Origin of the sequence: Ruegeria lacuscaerulensis, assembly GCF_013031245.1 — a bacterium.
Taxonomy (GTDB): domain Bacteria; phylum Pseudomonadota; class Alphaproteobacteria; order Rhodobacterales; family Rhodobacteraceae; genus Ruegeria; species Ruegeria lacuscaerulensis_C.
In genome coordinates this window covers 126,846-147,973 of the sequence record NZ_WPZL01000004.1, presented here as the reverse complement: position 1 = coordinate 147,973, position 21,128 = coordinate 126,846, and the positions used below count along the sequence as shown (strand labels likewise).

The 21,128-nt window shown below is 58.8% G+C and carries 20 protein-coding genes; 7 read left to right on the top strand and 13 right to left on the bottom strand.

The window, feature by feature from the left end; genetic code table 11:
* Entirely contained in the window at positions 1–1,446 is a 1,446-nt protein-coding gene (locus tag GOX66_RS07165) for a nodulation protein NodH (protein ID WP_170761062.1), read from the top strand.
* Here GOX66_RS07165 and GOX66_RS07160 read toward each other — a convergent pair.
* The 8 genes from GOX66_RS07160 to hslO form a co-directional block, all read right to left on the bottom strand.
* Entirely contained in the window at positions 1,430–1,948 is a 519-nt protein-coding gene (locus tag GOX66_RS07160; protein ID WP_170761060.1) for a L,D-transpeptidase family protein, read from the bottom strand. The two genes, GOX66_RS07165 and GOX66_RS07160, sit on opposite strands and share 17 nt — an antisense overlap.
* Before the next feature lie 60 nt (positions 1,949–2,008).
* Positions 2,009–2,794, bottom strand: a complete 786-nt coding sequence (locus tag GOX66_RS07155; RefSeq protein WP_170761058.1) for an ion transporter — start codon at positions 2,792–2,794, stop codon at positions 2,009–2,011.
* A 15-nt stretch (positions 2,795–2,809) separates the two neighbouring features.
* Positions 2,810–4,039, bottom strand: a complete 1,230-nt coding sequence (locus GOX66_RS07150) for a class I SAM-dependent RNA methyltransferase (protein WP_170761056.1) — start codon at positions 4,037–4,039, stop codon at positions 2,810–2,812.
* Positions 4,040–4,078: 39 nt separating this feature from the next.
* Complete coding sequence (locus GOX66_RS07145) at positions 4,079–5,911, bottom strand: ABC transporter ATP-binding protein (protein WP_170761054.1); 1,833 nt, start codon at positions 5,909–5,911, stop codon at positions 4,079–4,081.
* Positions 5,908–7,746, bottom strand: coding sequence for an ABC transporter ATP-binding protein (locus GOX66_RS07140; protein ID WP_170761052.1), 1,839 nt, complete (start codon positions 7,744–7,746; stop codon positions 5,908–5,910). The genes GOX66_RS07145 and GOX66_RS07140 overlap by 4 nt, the downstream gene beginning before the upstream one ends.
* Before the next feature lie 191 nt (positions 7,747–7,937).
* Positions 7,938–9,092: a CCA tRNA nucleotidyltransferase gene (locus GOX66_RS07135; RefSeq protein ID WP_170761050.1), complete on the bottom strand. Its 1,155-nt coding sequence runs from the start codon at positions 9,090–9,092 to the stop codon at positions 7,938–7,940.
* Complete coding sequence (locus GOX66_RS07130) at positions 9,089–9,694, bottom strand: CoA pyrophosphatase (protein WP_170761049.1); 606 nt, start codon at positions 9,692–9,694, stop codon at positions 9,089–9,091. The genes GOX66_RS07135 and GOX66_RS07130 overlap by 4 nt, the downstream gene beginning before the upstream one ends.
* Entirely contained in the window at positions 9,678–10,655 is a 978-nt protein-coding gene (gene hslO / locus GOX66_RS07125) for an Hsp33 family molecular chaperone HslO (RefSeq protein WP_170761047.1), read from the bottom strand. The genes GOX66_RS07130 and hslO overlap by 17 nt, the downstream gene beginning before the upstream one ends.
* A gap of 76 nt (positions 10,656–10,731) precedes the next feature.
* On the opposite strand from hslO, the gene GOX66_RS07120 reads away from it, so the two are divergent.
* Entirely contained in the window at positions 10,732–11,178 is a 447-nt protein-coding gene (locus tag GOX66_RS07120) for an NUDIX hydrolase (RefSeq protein ID WP_170761045.1), read from the top strand.
* On the opposite strand, the gene GOX66_RS07115 is transcribed toward GOX66_RS07120, so the two are convergent.
* On the bottom strand, positions 11,175–12,470 hold the full coding sequence (locus GOX66_RS07115; RefSeq protein ID WP_170761043.1) for a PP2C family protein-serine/threonine phosphatase: 1,296 nt from the start codon (positions 12,468–12,470) through the stop codon (positions 11,175–11,177). The genes GOX66_RS07120 and GOX66_RS07115 overlap by 4 nt on opposite strands.
* Before the next feature lie 132 nt (positions 12,471–12,602).
* Here GOX66_RS07115 and GOX66_RS07110 point away from each other — a divergent pair, with 132 nt between their 5' ends.
* Entirely contained in the window at positions 12,603–12,932 is a 330-nt protein-coding gene (locus GOX66_RS07110; RefSeq protein ID WP_170761042.1) for an Hpt domain-containing protein, read from the top strand.
* On the opposite strand, the gene ilvA is transcribed toward GOX66_RS07110, so the two are convergent.
* Both ilvA and GOX66_RS07100 read right to left on the bottom strand, forming a co-directional pair.
* Positions 12,929–14,155 (bottom strand): threonine ammonia-lyase IlvA, encoded by a 1,227-nt coding sequence (gene ilvA / locus GOX66_RS07105; RefSeq protein ID WP_170761040.1) that lies wholly within the window; start codon positions 14,153–14,155, stop codon positions 12,929–12,931. The two genes, GOX66_RS07110 and ilvA, sit on opposite strands and share 4 nt — an antisense overlap.
* A 58-nt stretch (positions 14,156–14,213) precedes the next feature.
* Complete coding sequence (locus tag GOX66_RS07100) at positions 14,214–14,819, bottom strand: hypothetical protein (RefSeq protein WP_170761038.1); 606 nt, start codon at positions 14,817–14,819, stop codon at positions 14,214–14,216.
* 315 nt (positions 14,820–15,134) lie between these two features.
* Between GOX66_RS07100 and GOX66_RS07095 the strand changes: the two genes are divergently transcribed.
* From GOX66_RS07095 to msrA, 4 genes are all read left to right on the top strand, one after another.
* The gene (locus tag GOX66_RS07095; protein ID WP_170761036.1) at positions 15,135–16,361 is read left to right on the top strand and encodes an argininosuccinate synthase; all 1,227 of its coding nucleotides are present in this window, start codon (positions 15,135–15,137) and stop codon (positions 16,359–16,361) included.
* The gene (locus tag GOX66_RS07090; protein WP_170761034.1) at positions 16,358–16,798 is read left to right on the top strand and encodes a DUF1810 family protein; all 441 of its coding nucleotides are present in this window, start codon (positions 16,358–16,360) and stop codon (positions 16,796–16,798) included. The genes GOX66_RS07095 and GOX66_RS07090 overlap by 4 nt, the downstream gene beginning before the upstream one ends.
* Positions 16,799–16,877: 79 nt before the next feature.
* The gene (locus GOX66_RS07085; RefSeq protein ID WP_170761032.1) at positions 16,878–17,159 is read left to right on the top strand and encodes an SCP2 sterol-binding domain-containing protein; all 282 of its coding nucleotides are present in this window, start codon (positions 16,878–16,880) and stop codon (positions 17,157–17,159) included.
* Positions 17,160–17,257: 98 nt separating this feature from the next.
* Positions 17,258–17,929, top strand: a complete 672-nt coding sequence (msrA, locus tag GOX66_RS07080) for a peptide-methionine (S)-S-oxide reductase MsrA (RefSeq protein WP_170761030.1) — start codon at positions 17,258–17,260, stop codon at positions 17,927–17,929.
* Here the strand turns inward: msrA and GOX66_RS07075 are convergent.
* Both GOX66_RS07075 and GOX66_RS07070 read right to left on the bottom strand, forming a co-directional pair.
* Positions 17,926–18,798 (bottom strand): ribokinase, encoded by an 873-nt coding sequence (locus GOX66_RS07075; protein ID WP_170761028.1) that lies wholly within the window; start codon positions 18,796–18,798, stop codon positions 17,926–17,928. The two genes, msrA and GOX66_RS07075, sit on opposite strands and share 4 nt — an antisense overlap.
* 3 nt (positions 18,799–18,801) lie before the next feature.
* Positions 18,802–21,057: an NADP-dependent malic enzyme gene (locus GOX66_RS07070; RefSeq protein ID WP_170761026.1), complete on the bottom strand. Its 2,256-nt coding sequence runs from the start codon at positions 21,055–21,057 to the stop codon at positions 18,802–18,804.
* Between the last annotated feature and the right edge of the window lie 71 nt (positions 21,058–21,128).

Genomic DNA, 21,128 nt, shown 5'->3' with positions numbered 1-21,128 from the left:
ATGACTGCCAAATTCGACTATTTCATCGTTCTCGCGGCCATGCGCACCGGTTCGAATCTGCTTGAGACAAATCTGAATGCGCTTGACGGCGTCACCTGCCACGGCGAGGCATTCAATCCCCATTTCATTGGCCGGCTCAAATCCGAAAGCCTGATGGGCATATCGCTGGAAGACCGGGACAGCGACCCGTTAAACCTTGTTCAGGCAATCAAATCCGCTCCAGGTGAACTGAACGGGTTTCGATTTTTTCAGGGGCATGATCCTCGTGTGTTGGAGCCTGCTTTGACCGATCCCCGCTGCGCCAAGATTATCCTGACGCGCAACCCGCTGGACAGCTACATATCGTTGAATATCGCGCGGGAAACCAAGCAGTGGCAGTTGAAAAACATCAAACGCCGCCGCGAGGCACAGATCGAATTCGACGGACAGGAGTTTGAAAAGTATCTGGACCAACAGCAGGAGTTTCAACTGCTTCTGCTGCACCAGCTTCAGGCATCCGGGCAAGCTGCATTTTTCATCGCCTACGACGATCTGAACCGTCTGGACACACTGAACGGTCTGGCGGCGTGGCTGGGCGTCTCGGGACGGCTGTCGACAATCGATGATACGCTCAAGCCACAGAACCCCGAACCCGCACTGTCCAAAGTGACAAACCCCGGGGAAATGGAACAGGCCCTGTCCCGGATCGACAGTTTCAATCTGCATCATGCGCCGAGTTTTGAACCCCGGCGCGGACCAGCGATCGGAAACTACATTGCCGCGCCTGAAACTCCGCTGATGTATCTGCCGGTACGCGGAGGGGTCGAGACCCCGGTGACCCGATGGCTGGCGGATCTTGATGCTGTCGGCAGCGACGGGTTGATCACCAATCAGAACCGGAAGCAAACACGGCGATGGTTGCAGGCGCACCCCGGGCACCGGAAATTCACGGTCCTGCGCCACCCCCTGGCGCGGGCGCATACTGCGTTTTGCTCCTATATCCTTAGCGCGGAACCCGGTGCTTATCTGAAAATCCGAAACATGCTGCGCAACCGGTTCAAAATTCCGATCCCCGGTCAATTGCGTAAAGACAATTACCCGGCTGAACAGCATTATGAGGCCTTCTCGGCCTTTCTGACTTTCCTGCGCCAAAACCTGGCCGGGCAGACACCTGTACGGGTGGATGGAGTGTGGTGCAGTCAGGCCCAGGTGCTTGAGGGGATGGCCTCATTCGCCCTGCCCGACCTTATTCTGCGTGAAGACGAGATTGCGTCGGCCCTGCCCGATCTGGCCCGACGGATAGGCCATGAAACCCCGCCCACGCCTGAATCCAGCGCGCCGGACGTGCCGTTTAATCTGAATGACATTTACGACAGCAAGCTCGAGTCGCTGGCAGTAGACGCCTACCAGCGCGATTACTTGCAATTCGGGTTTGCCAACTGGAAACCGATTACGGGCGAAGGGTAATCAGTGTTCCTTCGTTCACCATCGCATAGATTTCCTCAATCTCTTCATTCTTGACGGCGATACAGCCAGCAGTCCAATCCTGCGTTCTTTTGGCCCGTTTCAGTTCCGACCGTTTTTTAGGTTGCCCGTGAATGAAAATGTCACCACCCGGATCAACACCGGCCGCCTTGGCCAGCGCGATGTCTTTCGAGTTCGGGTATGAAATCCCCAGCGACAGGTGATAGCGGCTGTTCGGGTTGCGCCGGTCGATCAGATAGCTGCCTTCGGGCGTGCGGCCATCGCCGCGCTTGGTCTTGGTACCATCGGGCGCAAAGCCCAGATCGACCTTGTATTCCTTGAGGACGTGTTGGTTATGCAGAAGATAAAGCTTCCGCGCGCCCTTGTTGATGACCAATGAGGTCACTTCGGGCCCATCATATGTCAGAAATCTTGGGCTGGCCGAGGCACAAGCCGAAAGGCTCAGCGTTGCCATAGCGCCCAATCCAAATGCTCGACGATCCATGTTCACTGCCTGCTACTGCTCTTTTTTTTACGATTATGCCAGAAAACCGAAAAACTGAAATCACTTTTTGATGTGCGACTGCTCAACCAAGCGGCGTTCGATGGACTCGAGCCGCTCAAGCACTTCGTCACGGTAAGCGTCGGTTTTAACTTCGTCCTCGGCATGGTGCGCGTCCTGCATCGAGTTCACGATCAGACCGACCAGCAGGTTCACCACCGCAAAAGTGGTGACCATGATAAAGGGCACAAAGAACAGCCAGGCATAGGGGTAGACCTCCATCACCGGGCGCACGATGCCCATAGACCAGCTTTCCAGCGTCATGATCTGGAACAGCGTATAGGCCGAGAGACCCAGATCGCCGAACCAGTCCGGGAAGGATTGCGAGAACAGCTTGGTCGAGATCACCGCACCGATATAGAACAGGATCGCCATCAGCAGGAACACGCTGGCCATGCCCGGCAGGGCCGAGATAAAGCCCTCGACCACGCGGCGGAGGCGCGGCGCGACAGAGATGACCCGCAAGACCCGCAGAATTCGCAGTGCCCGCAGGACCGACAGCCCCGCACCGCCCGGCACCAGCGCGATACCGACGATCACGAAATCAAACACGTTCCAGCCATTGGTGAAAAACCTGCGCCCGGTGGCGATCAGTTTCATCCCAATCTCAACCACGAAGATCGCGAGGCAGAGACTGTCCAGCGTCACGATCAAGGGGCCCATGCTTTCCATCAGGGAAGGCGAGGTCTCCATGCCCAGAAGCACAGCGTTGAAGATGATGACACCGGTGATGAATCGCCCAAAGGACGGAGCTTCGATAACTGTCAGCAGGCGCTGGGTGATCACCATTCGGGTGGTCTCCTGTCAGGTTGATGGGTTCAGCGTGAACCGCGCGGCAAGTTCGGTGTGTGACGACCATCGAAATTGGTCAACCACCTGTACCCATTCAAGGGTGTATCCCGCATTAACGAGTGTTTTTGCGTCCCTCGCGAACGTGACCGGGTTGCAGGATACATAAGCAATCACCGGGCGCAGTGCCTGCGCCAGTTCCACCACCTGCGCCTCGGCCCCGGCGCGCGGCGGGTCGATCACCACGGCGTCAAAGGATCTCATCTCGTCCGGCAACAGCGGGCGACGGAACAGATCGCGCGCCTCGGTCGTGACCCGCTTGAGCCCCTGTGCCCTGCGCCAGCCCTGATCCAGCGCCTGCGTCATCGCGGCCTCTCCTTCCACCGCATGAACCTCGGCAGTTTGAGCCAGAGGCAGAGAGAAGGTGCCGCTGCCCGCAAACAGGTCGGCAACCCGCTTTGCGCCCTCTGTGGCCTGCAAAACGGCCTGTAACAGAGCCTGTTCTCCGTCTTTTGTGGCCTGAAGGAAGGCCCCCGACGGCGGAACAACCTCGGCCGTGCCGAACCTCTGAACCGGCGGCTGGCGCATGGCGATCACCTCGCCATCCCAGCTGAGCCGTGCCAGGCCATGCTTTTCGGTAGCCTGCGCCAGGGCCAGTTCCAGCGGCCCATCCAGCGGTTTGCCGCCTTTGACAGCCACATCCAGCCCGCCTTCGGACAGGGTCAGTGTTACCGCCAGCACGCCCTTGCGGCTGCCACCCAGAACAGCCAAAGCTTCGGCGACAGGAATGGCGTCAATCAGCTTGGGGTCCAACAGTCGGCAATCTGGAATTTCGGTGATCGTGTCCGAAGCTCGGCCGTGAAACCCGGCCAGCGTGCCTTTCTTGGTCCGCCGCACCGCGATGGTGGCGCGGCGGCGAGACTGTTCCGGCGAAGTGTGGATCGGGCGCATCACCGCCTCCAAACCCTGCGCGGCCAACGCATTGCGCACCACACCGACCTTCCAGTCAGCGACAAACTCATCCGCGGCGTGCTGCAACTGGCATCCGCCGCAAGCCTTGTAATGGCGGCACGGTGCTTTTACCCGATTGTCCGAGGGCGTCTCCACCCGGATATCCGTCAGAAGCTGACCCACCAGTGTCCCGCTGACTACTTCACCCGGTAGGGTGCGCGGCGCGTAAACGGGGCCTTCGGCAATGCCGTCGCCCTGATGGCCAAGGCGAGTTATAGTGAACTGCTGCGTCATGTGGGGCCTGATACCGGGGCTTTGCACGCAACAAAAGCCTTATTCCGCAGCTTCTGCCTGAATGAACCCGCCCGACTGGCGATGCCAGAACCGCGCGTACAGCCCACCTTGCTTTAGCAGCGCGTCATGTGTGCCGGTTTCCACGATACGACCCTGATCCAGCACGATGATCCGGTCCATCTCGCTGAGCGTGGACAGACGGTGCGCAATCGCCAGCACCGTCTTGCCCTGCATCACCCGGTGCAGCGCGGTCTGGATCGAGGCCTCAACTTCGGAATCCAGCGCCGATGTGGCCTCGTCCAGAACCAGAATCGGCGCGTCCTTGAGAATGGCACGGGCTAAAGCGATCCGCTGCCGCTGCCCGCCGCTGAGTTTCACGCCCCGCTCTCCAAGATGCGCGTCATAACCCTTGCGGCCATGGGCATCCTGAAGGCTGAGGATAAACTCATGCGCCTCGGCCTTTTTCGCTGCCTCGATCATATGGTCTTCCGAAGCATCGGGTCGGCCGTACAGGATGTTCTCACGCGCTGAGCGGTTGAACATCGCGGTTTCCTGCGTAACCATGCCAATCTGGCTTCGCAGGCTGTCTTGCGTCACCCGCGACACGTCCTGTCCGTCAATGAGAATAGCGCCGCTTTCCCCGTCATAGAGTCTGAGCAGCAACGAAACCAAAGTCGACTTCCCCGCACCCGAAGCACCAACTATGCCCAGCTTTTCACCGGGATGAACGGTCATGCTAACGTCGGTCACTCCGCCAATATCGCGGCCATAGGCAAAGCTGACATGGTCGAAATCGATCTGTCCAATGGTCACGGACAAATTGACGGCATCGGCCGCATCCTCGACCCGGTCACGCCTTGCCAGCGTCTTCATGCCGTTCTCAACCTCGCCGACATTGGCGTAAAGGCCCATCAGCGTGAAACTGACCCAGCCTGTCATCTGCGCGATGCGGATCGAGACGGCACCTGCGGCTACGATGTCACCAGCAGTCGCGGTTCCCGCTTGCCATAATAGCAACGTCGCACCCAACAGAAGCACCGGCAGAACCCCTGCCAACACCATCAGGACAAAGCGGAAACTGGCAGAGAGTTTGCCGAAGGCCAGCATCTTTTCCCGAAGATCGACCATCGAGTTCCGCGCGGCCTGATCCTCGAAATCAGAATGGGCGAACAGCTTGACGGTTTTGATATTGGTGATCGTGTCGACCACCTGTCCCGACACCATCGCACGCGCGCCGGCCCGCGCGGCCGAGCGCTTTCGGATGCGCGGCAAATACCAACAGATCAACAGGAAATACACCACCAGCCAGCCGGCAAAGGGCAGCATCACCAGCGGATGAATAGACCCTAACAAAAGCAACGAACCCAGAAGCGAGGCTAGAGCAAAGACAATCGCACTGATCGTTTCGGACACGACCGAGGCCATAGCATTCGAGGTCTGCATCTGTTTCTGCGCGATCCGGCCAGCAAAATCATCGTCGAAATACGTGACAGACTGGCCCAGCGTCCAGCGGTTCAGCTTGGCCAGAACCAGAGGCGGGATGTTGGGCATGACAACATAGTTGTTCGAAAACGCTGACAGACCGAAGAACACTGGCCGCAGCAGCATGAAGAACGCCGCCATGCCAAGGACCATCCAAAGATTGTTGGCGCTCAGGAAGTTCTGAGGCCCGCTCTCAGTTGCCATATCAATCACAAGACCCAGCATCCAGGCCGTCCCGGCCTCCATCGCGCCGGCCATTGCCGAAAAGGTCGCCGCGACAAATATCATCGGCCACGCACCGGACAGGCACCAGCGAATGAACGCCCCCAGCGTTTGCGGCGGGGGCGTTTCGATGTTTTTGAACGGATCTATGAGATCGGCAATCCTCATTCGGCGGCCTCCGTGTTCAGGAAGCCTCCAGATTGCCGCGCCCAGAACTGGGCGTAAAGCCCGCCTTGCGACAACAGTTCGGAATGTCCGCCCTGCTCAACGATCCGACCGCCATCCATGACCAGAATGCGATCCATCTGGGCAATAGTGCTGAGCCGATGGGCAATGGCGATCACGGTTTTACCTTGCATCATGCCGTAGAGAGTTTCCTGAATCGACGCTTCGACTTCGGAATCTAGGGCAGATGTCGCTTCGTCCAACAGCAGGATCGGAGCGTCCTTCAGGATCACCCGCGCCAACGTCACACGCTGCCGCTGACCGCCGCTGAGCTTCACGCCCCGTTCGCCCACATGCGCGTCGTAACCGGTGCGCCCCTGCGGGTCTTGCAGATCGAGGATGAACTCATGCGCCTCGGCCTGTTTGGCGGCGGCGATCATCTGCTCTTCAGTCGCTTCGGGGCGGCCATACAGAATGTTGTCGCGCACCGAGCGATGCAGCAACGCGCTATCTTGCTGCACCATGCCGATATGACTGCGCAAACTGTCCTGCGTGACGTTGGCAATGTTCTGATCGTCAATCAGGATCGCGCCCCGCTCCACGTCATAAAATCGCAAAAGCAGCTTTACCAGAGTCGATTTCCCGGCTCCGGAGCGCCCGATCAGACCAATCTTTTCACCCGGATGGATTGTCAGGTTGATGTGATCCAGCCCGCCGGTCTTGCGCCCGTAATGGTGTGACAAGTCGCGTATTTCGATCTGTCCTTCAGGCAGTCGCAACGGCTTGGCATCCGGCGCATCCAGCAGGTCGATAGGTTGCGCAATGGTCTGCATCCCCTCGGCCACCACACCAAGCTGCCGGAAGAAACTGGTCAGAGCCCACATGATCCAGCCGGTCATCGCGTTCAGCCGCAGCGTCAGAGCCGTGGCCGCTGCGACCACACCCACCGTGGCGCTGCCCTGCATCCACAAGGCAATCGCCCAACCGACCACGCCCACGATCAACAGACCGTTCAGCGTGACCAGAACCGCGTCCATGATGGTAAAAATCCGCATCTCGATCTGGAAGGTGCGGCGCGTTTCCTCGATAGCCTCGCGGGCGTAATCCAGTTCCTGCGCGTCATGGGCGAACATCTTGACCGAGTGGATGTTGGTATAGCTGTCCACGACCCGTCCCGTCACGGCGGAACGCGCATCCGACGCCGCCTGAGAGGCCGGGCCAACCCGCAGCACGGTCCAGTGTACAAGAATGGCGTAAAGCGCAAACCAGATCAGCAGAGGCAACAACAAACGCGGATCAGCCGCCATAAGCAGCACAGCCGCTCCGATCAGGTAGGCCAGAGAAAACGATATGGCGTCAAAGACCTGAAACACCGCCTCACCTGCCGCCGGCGGTGTCTGCATGATCCGGTTGGCGATGCGCCCCGCAAAGTCGTTTTCGAACCAGCCCACGGACTGGCGCAACACATGTTTATGCGCGCGCCAGCGGATCAGGGTGCCAAAGTTCGGCAGGATCGTGTTGTTCAGCAGAAGCACGTCAACGACATGCAGCAACGGGCGCAGCAGCAGCACAAACACAGCCATCAGGATCAGTTCCGTACCGTGTTTCTGCCAGACTTCGGCCGGAGGACCTGACAACAGGTCAACCACCCGGCCCATGTAATAAATCAGGCCGACCTCGACGGCCGCGACGACGACGGAAATCAATCCGGCCCAGAAAAACACCCGCATGAACGGCTGGGAATACTCCAACATGAACGGCCACAACCGTGTCGGAGGCCTATCGGATTCGGTATAGGCAACAAAAGGGTCAACGAGGTTTTCGAAATAGCGAAACATGGAGAGTGCTCCGATTGAGCAGAGAAATTGTCATGCGAAGAAAGATGGCGCCAGAACACCACCCTTACGGGTCAAAGCGTTCCGGCTTTAGCCGAACCAGATCCCGTAATACATTCGCATCCCTCCATTCATGTGACAGGGGCACGTAACCACAAAGTCTTTTGTTTGTCATCCCCTTTTGAGACTTTACCTTAGAGGCTTAGCAGGTCTTCGCGGGTCAGGGTGAAGCCGGATGCGATCCAGCGCGCCTCAAGTTCGGCCAGTTTTTTGCCCAGCGCCGGCCCGGTGAATTCCGGGATCAGATCGGTCGCCCTGATCGGAAACTCAGCAGCAGCGCCGGTGCGCAGCGCCTGCCGTAATTCCTCGCTCCAGGGCTGTTCCTGAAACGCGCAGCGCAGCAAGGTTTCGTGCATCCCACCCTCTTCGCCGTAGCGGAACCCCAGTTCGGCGACGCTGGCTGTGCCGGATGCCTCGTCCCGCATGCGGGTCAGTCGCTGCAGCTGCGCCTTGCTAAGGCGCAAGGTCTTGGCGATCCCGGGCGTCGCAATCGCTGACAGTCGGCGGATCGGCTCCGGCTCGGCCCCTGCCTGTTGTTCCAGAGCGACCAGAGGAGCCAGTGCGCGATCCTCTGCCCCCGGCGCAAGCTGCGCCAGCACACCCGTTTGACGCATCGCGGCGACGGAAGGCGCGGGATCGGGCGCGCCCAGCAGCTTTAGAAGCTCGGCCCCGACCCGCTCGCGCGACAATGCGACCAACCCGTCCAAATTAGCAGCAATTGCGGCCAGCGCGTCCGCGTCAAACCCGTTCTCGGCATCCCCGTACCAGGCGTGGAACCGAAAATAGCGGAGCGAACGCAGGTAATCCTCGCGAATACGGTTTTCGGCGGTGCCAATGAACCGCACACGCCGCGCCCGCAAATCCGGCAGCCCGTTCAATGGGTCCAGAACGGTGCCGTCGGGCCGCGCGTAAATCGCGTTCATGGTGAAATCTCGGCGCGCGGCGTCCTCCTCTACCGTGTCGGAAAAGGCAACCATTGCACGGCGGCCATCGCTTGCCACATCGCGGCGAAACGTGGTGATTTCATGCGGAATGCCATTGCTGACAACCGTGATTGTGCCATGGTCAATTCCGGTGGGAATGGCCTTGAGCCCCGCACCCTGTGCCAGTTCGACCACCCGCTCGGGACGTGCATCCGTGGCAATGTCGATATCGGATACCGGCGCACCCAGCAGGGCGTTTCGTACGCACCCCCCCACGAACAACGCTTGCGCACCGGCCTCAGTCAGGGCGGCACAGACCATTTGCGTTGCCTGTTCAGATACCCAGGCCTCATTGATTTGCGTCATTCACCCATCCGCGCGGCCAATCCCCGCAACATTCTGGCCGTCGCGCCCCAGATGTAATAGGGGCCGAACGGCACCGTGAAATAATACCGTTTCTGACCACGCCAGCGGCGCGATTCAACGATATAATTCGCGGGGTTGAGCACATGTGCAAGCGGAACCGAGAACACCTCGTCCACTTCGCCCGGTTCGGGCACGATGGGAAAGGGTTCGCGCAGGATCGCCACGACTGGTGTTACGGTAAAAGACGTCACCGTTTCATGCGCGGGAAGGTGCCCTAGTATTTCGGGCATTTCCGGCGGCAGGCTGATTTCCTCTTGCGCCTCGCGCAGGGCCGTGGCGGTGACATCCACATCGCCTTGATCCTGCTTGCCGCCGGGAAAGGCGATCTGACCAGGATGGTGTTTCAGGGCCGAAGAGCGTTTTGTCAGGATCAGTCGCGGCGTGTCGCCAAAGACCGTGATCGGAACCAGCACGCCTGCAGGGCGCAGTTTTCGTCCCGCAGGCAGAACAGTTTCGGGGTTCAGGTCAAAATCGCTCGACCCGCCCCCGGGGCGGCGCAGGGCCGCCCGCAGGTCTTGCGTCAGGTCAGGCACCGTCAGCATCAAACCCGACCGTGCCGGGATCCAGCACGTAATGGGCGCCGCAGAACTGGCAATCGGCCGTAACATCGCCCTCGGGCGTGGTCATCTTTTCGATGTCCTTGGCCGAGTAGATCGACAGGCTCTGGCGCACCCGATCCTCGGAACAGGTGCAGCCGAACTGCACCGATTGCGCGTCATAGACCCGCGGCTGTTCCTCGTGAAACAGACGGATCAGCAGATCAGTCGGCGCAGTCGAGGGGCCAATCAGTTCCAGATCCTCGACCGTGTCCAGCAGGATATTGACACGACCCCAGTTCTCGCCCTCTTCGCCGTCAACCAGATCATTGGCGGTCAGGATCTCGCCCTCGCCTTCACCCGAGGTCACGAACGGCGAGGCCTTTGGCATGTGCTGCAACATGATTCCACCTGCGCGCCAGTGTTCGCCGACGCCCGGCTCGGTCGATTTTCCGAAACTCAGCGAGAACCGGGTCGGCAGCTGTTCGGACTGCGCAAAATACGCCTCGGCGCAGGCGCTGATCGAACCTCCAGTCAATGGAGTGATCCCCTGATAAGGCTGCGTCCCCTCGCCCTGGTCGATCATGATGGCGAAATAGCCTTCGCCCACCTGATCGAACGGTGCGCCATCGGTCAGGCGGTCGCGATCAAAACTGGCATAGGCGCGGACGCGGGCCGGCTCGCCTTCATTCTTCGGCGCATAATAGTCGGTGGCGATCATCCGCACCGCACCTTTGGACTGGACCTGCAGCGACAGTTTCCAGCGTAGCGACACGGTCTGGCCGATCAGCGCGGTCAACAAGGCCATCTCGGCCACAAGGGCCTCGACCTTTTCCGGATAGTCATGCTGTTTCAGGATGCCGTCCAGCACGCCGTCCAGACGGGCCACGCGGCCGCGCATATCCGATACATCGAGTTGAAAGGGCAGGACGGTATCGTCCCACGCGATTTTCGTTCCAAGAGACATGGGGTTTCCTTACACGCCACAGGTTGGCATACCGCCAGCATATAGGTCGAACAATTTGGGTTGTAAGGGGCCATACATGATCAGACGGTTCGGTGAAACCCCCGAGGCAGGGCGGAAATACACACGCAGGCCCGGAGTCTACGCCCTGCTGCCGCGTGGGCGGGGTCTGTTGGTCACCTGGTATGACGATGGGTTGAACCCGGAACTGCAATTGCCCGGCGGTGGCATCGATCCGGGCGAATCGCCGATTATCGCCCTCCATCGCGAAGTGTTCGAGGAAACCGGCTGGTTGATCACAGCCCCGCGCCGCATCGGCGCCTTTCGACGATTCACCTATATGCCTGAATATGATCTGTGGGCGGAAAAGGTGTGTCTGATCTACCGAGCTCAGCCGGTTCGTCGCATGGGTCCGCCGCGCGAAGAGTTTCATGAAGCACGCTGGATGGATACAGCTGACGCGGTCGAGAAGTTAGGAAATGGCGGCGATCGTCATTTTGCCGGTCTGCATCTGCAGGGGCTTTAAGGCCCGCCATACTCAAAGAAAACAGCGGACACATCATCATCCATGCCACGGCCCGGTGCCATGGCCTGGGTCAGGCGCCAGAACATGTCGTCCAGGAACTCGGTGCCGCTCCGGCCTGGGGCGCAGCCAATCGCCATTTGGCGCAGGCCCTCTTCTTCCAGAAGGCCTCCGTCTGCAAGGCCACATTCGGTAAAGCCATCCGAGTACAACAGCAGCTTGTCACCGGGTTTCATATAGGTGTCCGTCCGCTGAAAGGTGACATCCGATAGCAACCCGATGGGCAAACCACCCTCGCCCAGAAATTCGGTGCTGCCGTCCTGACGCAGCAAAAGCGGGTGGGGGTGCCCGGCCTGCACCATCTTCAGATGCCCGTTGCGCAGGTCGATGATCGCGTAGACCATCGTGAAATACTCTTCAACTCCAGCATCTGCTAACAGGCGTGAATTAAGCAGTTCGGCCACGTGTTCTGGCGGTAGGAGCGCGTAGAATTTGTCAAAGCGTTTTTCCATCGCCACGTTCTGGTCGAAATGGCTGCTGGACAGATACCCGCCCAGCCGCGCCGTCATCATCGCCGAAGTGATGCCGTGACCGGAAACATCGATGCTGTAAAACCCCAGCCGATTCACTCCGGGCGAAAACATCCCTACCAGATCGCCACCGATATGCCCGCAGGGTTTCAGCAACAGACTTACCCGTGATTTACCGAAATCACGCGTCAGTTCCGGGACAAGTGATTCCTGGATTTTTCTGGCCTGAATCAGATCCTTGTCGATCGCGTCATGTGCCAGCTTGAGCTCCTCCAGTGCGGCTTCGATCATCCGATTTTTTTCGGACAGCTCACGCTGCATGTCCAGAATGCGGGCCCCGGCCGAAATGCGCGCGCGTAATTCATCCGCCTCAAGCGGTTTGATCAGAAAGTCATCCGCGCCAGCATCCAAACCGCGCGCTACTTCCTGCTTTTCGCTTTTGGAGGTCAGCAGAATGAAATAACTGTACTGTTCGGCTTCAAGCGCGCGAAAGGACCGGCAGAATTCAAGCCCGCTCATCCCTGGCATCACCCAATCGCTAAGCACCAGATCCGGTTGAACCGAGGCGCACATCTCGATGGCCGCGTCGCCGCTGTCGGCCTCAAGTACCTCAAAACCCCATTTTTTCAGCGAGGCCACAAGAATCCGGCGCTGCAAGCGGCTGTCATCCACGACCAGCACCTTTCGGATCGCGCCAAAATTCAGTTCCGCCCTGGCCTCTGCCTGACTGACCTCTGCCACCTGAACCCTCTGCACCGTGACCATCACCTAACGCGACGAACCTAGCGCGTGGTGGTTTAACATCCCGTGAAGGCCTCAGATTTGCAGCGTTTAACCCGCCCTTTACCCATTCCCGACTAACAAAGGCGGATCACGAATTATGTTGAGAGGATAAGCATGATCGACTGGTCCAGGGTCAGGCAGCTTCGGGATGAGGTCGGCGCCAGCGAGTTCGACGAGGTAGTACAGATTTTTCTGGACGAAGTGCAGGAAACCATCGAGCGCCTGCACAAGGACACCGCGCGCCTTGAGCTTGAGCAGAACCTGCATTTCCTCAAGGGCAGCGCGCTCAGCCTCGGGTTCGACAGGTTCTCAAAATTATGCCAGGACGGAGAGCGCAATGCTGCGGCAGGCAAGTCCGGTGACGTCGATCTTGCCGCAATCGTGAAAGCCTATGACGAGTCCTGCACCGTGTTCGTGGCGGAAAAGACGCAAAACCTGGCTTAGATAACGAACTGCGCCAGCGTCTCATCCTCGGTGATGTCGGTGTAGGTGAATCCGGCCTCGTCCAGATGGGCAAACAGACGCGCAAAGTTCTCGGGTTTGCGGGTTTCGATGCCGATCAGGACGGAACCGAAATTGCGGGCCGATTTCTTCATGTACTCGAACCGGGCGATATCGTCCTCGGGGCCGAGAATACCCAGAAACTCCTTCAGCGCGCCGGGCCGTTGAGGCAGGCGCAGGATGAAGTACTTTTTGACGCCCGAATAGCGCTGGGCCCGTTCCTTGACCTCGGGCAAGCGCTCGAAATCGAAATTTCCTCCCGAAGTCACGCAGACCACGGTCTTGCCCCGGATAAAGCTCTGTACATCCGCCACCGCTTCGATTGCCAGCGCACCGGCAGGTTCCAGAACGATGCCTTCGACATTCAGCATCTCGATCATGGTGGCGCAGATGCGGTCTTCGGACATGACCAGCACATCGGACAGGTGGCGATCCTTGAGCAGTTCGAACGGCTTCGCTCCAATCTTCCCAACCGCAGCGCCGTCGACGAAGTTGTCGATTTGATCCAGTGCCACCGGATGCCCTGCCGCCATGGCCGCATGCAGGCACGCCCCGCCCTTTGGTTCGACAAACAGGCAATGGGTCCGATCCCCGAACCACGTCGCCACGCCCGAGGACATACCGCCCCCACCCACCGGCAGGATCACGTGATCGGGGACACCGCCCAGCTGCGCCTCGATCTCAACGGCCAGAGAGGCCTGCCCTTCGATTACGTCCTCATCATCGAAGGGCGACAGGAAGTGCCCGCCCTGCCGGGCGCACCATGCTTGTGCTGCGGCCAGAGTGTCGTCGAAATAGTCGCCGGTCAGGTGGATCTCGATATTGTCGCCACCGAAGATGCGGGTTTTCTGAATCTTCTGCTGAGGTGTCGTCACCGGCATGAAGATCACGCCCTTCACGCCCAGATGCTTGCACATGAAGGCCACGCCCTGCGCGTGATTGCCCGCGCTGGCGCAGACGAACAGCTCCTGCCCCTGCTGCTTGCGCATGGCGTTGAACGCGCCGCGAATCTTGTAGGACCGTACCGGGCTGAGGTCCTCACGCTTGAGCCAGATATCGGCGCCATAGCGGTCAGACAGGTGGGCATTCCGCTGCAGCGGCGTCGGCGGAAACACAGTGCGCATCGCCTGTTCGGCGGCGCGGGCGCGGGTCATGAAATCACTCATGAGGTTTCAGTGCAGCATCAGTGCGACAAGGGCAAGGAATACATATGTGTACGGGTGGTCAGGAGAGTTCGCGTTTTTCTACGAATACGCCAAAGAGCGTAGTCCAGACACTGACGCAAATCAGCGAGAAAAACAGCTGAACTAACGCTTCTGTAGCTAACGCAGCTGTGGGTACCGCTGCAGCTACTGTATCAATCAACCATGACGTCATGATCAGGCCAAAAATTTGAATAAATGAAAGCACCAGCAGCGTTCCGTTTTTACCTTTGGTTATCAGAAATACCTCTCTAACGCTAAGCGAGTGACCTATTGCCGCCGCCGGAAAAACAAGACCCAGTCTAAAAACAAAAAAGTAGGAAACAAACATTGACACGATAGTTGGTAAAATTAGAACCGCTCTAGGCAAAAGCTCCGCATTCGTCAGAACCGTAAACAGAACTAAGAAAGCCATCCCGACACCAAATGAGATTATCCACGCCACAGCCAGCACTTTTATTGACTGCTTAAAATATTTTACGACGCACCAGCCTCTGACGGGAGGTATCCAACCTTGCGGAAACTCTTCTAGCAGTACAAATCTGTGCCAAGCTATGAATATCCAAACAATGACAGATATATTTGCCGCAATAACCAGACCGAATCCAACTTGCGAAAATACCCCCATTGAACTCACCCACTCTGTCCATGATTGACCGGAGAACCGAGGAGCCAGGGATCGTAAAAAAAAATATGACACTATTGCGGCAAGCGTCGAGGGTATTAACCCGATGCGGAGTGCTTCGCGCCTGTTTCGATACACCATCCACATCGAGTGCACAAAAATCTTCCAACCCAACATCTAAATGCCGCCCCCTCAACCAATCCTTGTTTTCTATCCGCCTGTTTCATCCCAATTCCAGCACCGGGTCAACGCTCATAACTTGCCCCCGCGTTCAAAACCCGTTAGGGGCCAATCGTCTTACGAATAAGGGGAAGTCAGATGTCCGCGCCCAAGAAAGTTGTTCTGGCCTATTCCGGTGGCCTTGATACCTCGATCATCCTGAAATGGCTGCAAACAGAATATGGTTGCGAGGTCGTGACCTTCACCGCCGATCTGGGTCAGGGTGAGGAACTGGAGCCCGCCCGCAAGAAGGCCGAGCTGCTGGGGATCAAGCCCGAAAACATCTATATCGAGGACATCCGCGAGGAATTCGTCCGCGACTTCGTCTTCCCGATGTTCCGCGCAAATGCACAGTACGAAGGTCTATATCTGTTGGGCACCTCGATCGCCCGGCCGTTGATCTCAAAACGTCTGGTTGAGATTGCCGAAGCAACGGGTGCCGATGCTGTCGCCCATGGCGCAACTGGCAAGGGCAACGATCAGGTGCGGTTCGAACTGGCCGCCTACGCGCTGAACCCCGACATCAAGGTGATCGCCCCGTGGCGCGAGTGGGACCTGACCAGCCGCTCCAAGCTGCTGGAATTCGCAGAGGCGAACCAGATCCCGATTGCCAAGGACAAACGGGGCGAAGCGCCCTTCTCGGTCGATGCCAACCTGCTGCACACCTCGTCCGAGGGCAAGGTTCTGGAAGACCCCGCCGATATGGCGCCGGATTATGTCTATCAGCGTACCGTCCACCCCGAAGACGCGCCGAACGAGCCGGAATTCCTCGAGATCGGGTTCGAGAAAGGCGACGCGGTCAGCATCAATGGCGAGGCGATGAGCCCGGCCACAATCCTGACCAAGCTGAACGAATATGGTGGCAAGCACGGCATTGGCCGTCTGGACCTGGTCGAAGGCCGGTTCGTGGGCATGAAGTCGCGCGGCATCTATGAAACACCCGGCGGCACCATCCTGCTGGAGGCGCATCGCGGCATCGAGTCCATCACCATGGACCGCGGCGCGATGCACCTGAAAGACCAGCTGATGCCGCAATATGCCGAACTGATCTATAACGGTTTCTGGTACAGCCCTGAGCGTGAGATGCTGCAGGCCGCCATCGACAAATCTCAGGAACATGTAACCGGTACCGTCCGCGTGAAGCTGTACAAAGGTCTGGCTTCGACCGTGGGCCGCTGGTCCGATCACTCGCTGTATTCCGAGGCGCATGTGACCTTCGAGGAAGACGCGGGTGCGTACGATCAGACAGATGCGGCCGGCTTCATTCAGCTGAACGCGCTGCGTCTGAAGCTGCTGGCGGCGCGGGACAAGCGCCTGTCCAAGTGATCGACGACGACGACATCAACGACGAACTCGATCTGTTCATCGAGGCGCAGGACGCGGTCTGGTCCGATGTCCTGCGCGAACTGGAACAAGGGCAGAAATCCAGCCACTGGATGTGGTTCGTGTTTCCGCAACTGGCCGAACTTGGCAGGTCTCACATGGCGCAGCTGTATGGGATCGAAGATCTTGACGAAGCCACGGCTTATCTAGGTCACCCGGAACTCCGCCGCCGCCTGACGGAAGCCGCGCGTCTGATGTTGCGGCACAAAGGGCGCGACCCCATCGACATTCTGGGTGGGATCGATGCAAAGAAACTCCGTTCTTCCATGACGTTGTTTTCGTCTGTACCCGGCGCAATGCCCGAGTTTCAGGCAGTTCTTGACGCCTTCTATGAGGGTCGGCCATGCGAGCGGACCTTGCAGATCTTGCGGACCTCATGACCGCAGGGTCCAGTTGGGTCACCCTTGCACATTGGCGTCCCTGCCCGGTACGCATGCGAAAACTGCAAAAGGGACAGGGATGCTTCAGGACATTGCAGACGGGATTCAAAAAGGTCTGAACGGTAAAAATTTTGAAGGCTCGCTCAAATTCGACTGTGGCGACGACGGCGTGATCGTGCTGGCCGACAATCAGGCCACGACGCAGGATCAGGACACGGATTGCACCATCCGCATCTCGCAGGACAACCTGACCAAATTGCTGACCGGCAAGCTGAACCCGATGACCGGTGTGGCGATGGGCAAGCTCAAAATCTCAGGCAACATGGGTGTTGCGATGAAGCTGGGGCAATTGCTGCGCTGAGCGCCGATAAACTCGTCTCACCACCCCGTGACAAACGATGTCAGCGGATTGCGTATGCGAAAATGTCAGGGCAGCCTGCTTGCAGAAGGAGACCTGCCATGACCCGCATCGCTTATCTCAACTACGTCAAACCGACGCTTCTTTTTGTTCTGATCACGCTTGTCGCCATGTTGCGTGCCCTGCCTGCGCCTGCCGCAGGGGCCGAGACACTGACGGTGGCTGGCGGCTGTTTCTGGTGCGTCGAATCCGATTTCGAATCCGTCCCCGGCGTGATCGGGGCGGTGTCGGGTTATACAGGCGGCAAGTCGGTCAACCCGACCTACGATCAGGTAACCAAAGGCGGCACCGGTCATTACGAGGCAGTCCAGATCACCTTTGATCCAGCCCGCGTTTCCCGTGAAACCCTGCTGAACCTGTTCTTCCGCTCAGTTGATCCCACAGATGCAGGAGGGCAGTTCTGTGATAGGGGCGACAGCTATCGCACGGCCATATTTGTCTCTAACACTGGGGAAAAGGCGCTTGCGCAGCAAGCCAAGTCCAATGCGCAACGAGCCTTGGGGCAATCTGTTGTCACGCCGATCCTGCAACAAGGTGCATTCTACCCGGCCGAGGCGTATCACCAGGATTATTACAAGGGAAACAAGCTGGTTTTCACCCGCTTTGGTCCCAAGCGCCAGCACAGCGCCTACAAGGCATATCGCAAGGCCTGCGGACGTGATGCCAGGGTCAAACAATTGTGGGGCAGCGACGCGCCATTTGCCGGGTCTTAATCGAACCGCGCCTCGCGCACCTCTTTGAGATCAGGAATAACATCAGCCGTACCGTGCCGCGTGACCATCAGCGCCGCGGCACGGTTCGCTTGTGAAATCGCCTGCGCCAAAGGCATTCCGCGATCCATTCCGGCCAGTACATAACCGGTGAAGGTGTCGCCCGCACCGGTGGTATCCACAGCCTGCACCTTGTGGGCCGGAAACTCGGAATCCTCAGCTCCGCGCACATGATACCGCGCACCCTTGGATCCCAGTGTGACGATCACGTGCTGAACATCCAGATCCGAGACCTCCTGCCCGGTTGCCTGACGCAACTGATCGGCTTCAATTTCGTTCAGGATCAGGAAATCCAGATACGGCAACACAGCTTGCACTGCCTCGGCCTGAAACGGTGCGGCGGCGTAGCAGACCGTCAGACCCAGTTCTCGCCCCATCTTCGCGGCTTCGACCTGCAGGTTGGTTTCGTTCTGCATCACCAGCAGATCTCCCCGAGACGCCGAGGACAGCGCTTGCCCCAGTTGATCCTGCGAAATCGCATGGTTCGAGCCGGGAAACAGGATGATGTTGTTTTCCCCATCTGCATCCACCGCGATGATGGCGTGGCCGGTCGGAATCTCAGCCTCGGCAATATGGCGCGTGTCGACACCATATTCTGTCAGACGTTCCCGCGCCCAGCGCCCGTCCCGGCCAACCGCACCAATATGCGCCACCCGCGCCCCGGCCCGCGCGGCCGCAACGGACATATTCGCCCCCTTGCCGCCCAGAAACCGGTCCAGGCGATTGGCCGAAAGGGTCTCTCCCGGTCCGGGCAGGTGCGGCACGTCATAGATCATGTCCGCGTTGATCGAGCCGAGATTCCAGATGGTCATGGTTTATCCGATATCGCAGGAGGCCAGAATGGCCATGTTCAGGATGTCATTGGCGGTCGACACGGTCGAGCAGATCTGAATCGGCTTGTCGATGCCCGACAGGATCGGACCGATCACGGTGGCACCGCCCATTTCCTGCATCAGCTTGGTCGAGATCGACGCCGAGTGACGGGCCGGAACGATCAGAATATTTGCCGGGCCGGTCAGGCGTGAGAACGGATAATTTGCCTGTTGTTCCACGTTCAGGGCAACATCCACAGTCATTTCGCCCTCATATTCGAAGTCGACGCCGCGCTTGTCCAGAACCGCAGGTGCGCGGTGCATCTTCTCGGCCCGTTCGGACACCGGATAACCGAAGGTCGAGAAACTGACAAAGGCAACGCGCGGCTCAAGGCCCATGTGCCGGGCTACAGCAGCCGAGCGCTCCGCGATGGTCGCCAGATCGTTTTCGTCGGGCCACTCATGCACCAGCGTGTCACCAATCAGGACGATCCGGCCTTTATGCAGCAGCGCGGTCACGCCTGCTGCCCCTTGGGCCGCATCTGCGTCGAACACGTGGTTGATCCGGTCCAGCACATGCGCCGATTTTCGTGTGGCCCCGGTCACCAAACCATCGCCATGTCCATGCGCCAGCATCAGGGACGAGAACACATGCCGGTCTCGCGCCGCCAGACGATAAATGTCCTTATGATCAAACCCTTTACGCTGCAGACGCTTGTACAGGAAATCCGTATAAGCTTCGAGATGCGAGGTGTTGGCGGCATTCACCACCTCAAGCTCACGTACTGCGTCGCCCAGACCAGAGGCTTCGAGCTTGGTCTTTACGTCGTCCGGGCGGCCAACAACCAGCGCCTTGCCGAAGCCTGAGCGCTGATACATCACCGCTGCGCGCAACACGCGCGGATCGTCGCCCTCGGCAAAGATCATCCGGCTTTGTGCCGCACGAGCACGGGCGTTCAGGCCGCGCAGGATGCTGGCGGTCGGGTCCATGCGGGATTTCAGGCTCAGCTCATACGCATCCATGTCGATGATGGGACGGCGGGCCGCTCCGGTATCCATCCCGGCCTTGGCCACGGCGGGTGGAATCCGATGAATCAGGCGCGGGTCAAACGGCGTTGGGATGATGTAATCGCGGCCAAAGGTCAGCGATTTTCCATAGGCCATGGCGACCTCATCCGGCACGTCCTCTCGCGCCAGATTGGCCAACGCATGGGCGCAAGCGATCTTCATCTCGTCATTGATGGCGCGGGCATGGATGTCCAGTGCACCGCGGAACAGGTAGGGAAAACCCAGAACATTGTTAACCTGATTGGGATAGTCACTTCGGCCGGTGGCGACGATTGCATCGACACGCACCTCATGCGCTTCTTCCGGCGTGATCTCAGGATCAGGGTTGGCCATGGCGAAAATCACCGGATTGTCGGCCATACTGGCGACCATCTGCTGCGTAACGGCACCCTTGACGGACACGCCCAGGAACACATCCGCGCCCTTCATGGCGTCTTCCAGCGTGCGCAGATCGGTGGTGATCGCGTGGGCCGATTTCCACTGGTTCATTCCCTCGGTCCGGCCCTGATAGATCACGCCCTTGGTGTCGCAGACGATGCAATTGTCATGTTTCGCTCCCATCGCCTTGAGCAGTTCGATACAGGCAATGCCGGCGGCGCCCGCTCCGTTCAGTACGATCTTCACATCTTCGATCTTCTTGCCTGAGATATGCAGCGCATTCAGCAGGCCTGCCGCACAGATAACCGCGGTACCGTGCTGGTCATCGTGGAAGACCGGAATATCCATCTCTTCCTTCAGACGCTGTTCGATGATGAAACACTCGGGCGCCTTGATGTCTTCGAGGTTGATACCGCCAAAGGTCGGCCCCATCAGACGTACAGCGCGGCAGAACTCATCCGGATCTTCGGTATCCAGTTCAATGTCGATCGAGTTCACATCGGCGAACCGTTTGAACAGGACCGATTTGCCCTCCATCACCGGTTTCGACCCCAGCGCGCCCAGATTACCAAGCCCCAGAACCGCGGTACCGTTGGAAATCACAGCGACCAGGTTCCCCTTGTTGGTGTAATCATAAGCTGTCTCGGGGGATTCAGCGATTGCTTCACATGGAACAGCCACACCGGGGCTGTAGGCCAGCGACAGATCCCGCTGCGTGGTCATCGGAACGGTAGCCTGTACCTCCCATTTGCCGGGGGTCGGTTCGAGGTGAAAGGCCAGCGCCTCTTCGTTGGTGATCTTCGCTTTGGGCATGTGATGGGTCGTTTCTTTACATCTGCGGGACGTTTGCCTCATAGCGCAGGCGAACGCGCGCCTCAACGAGA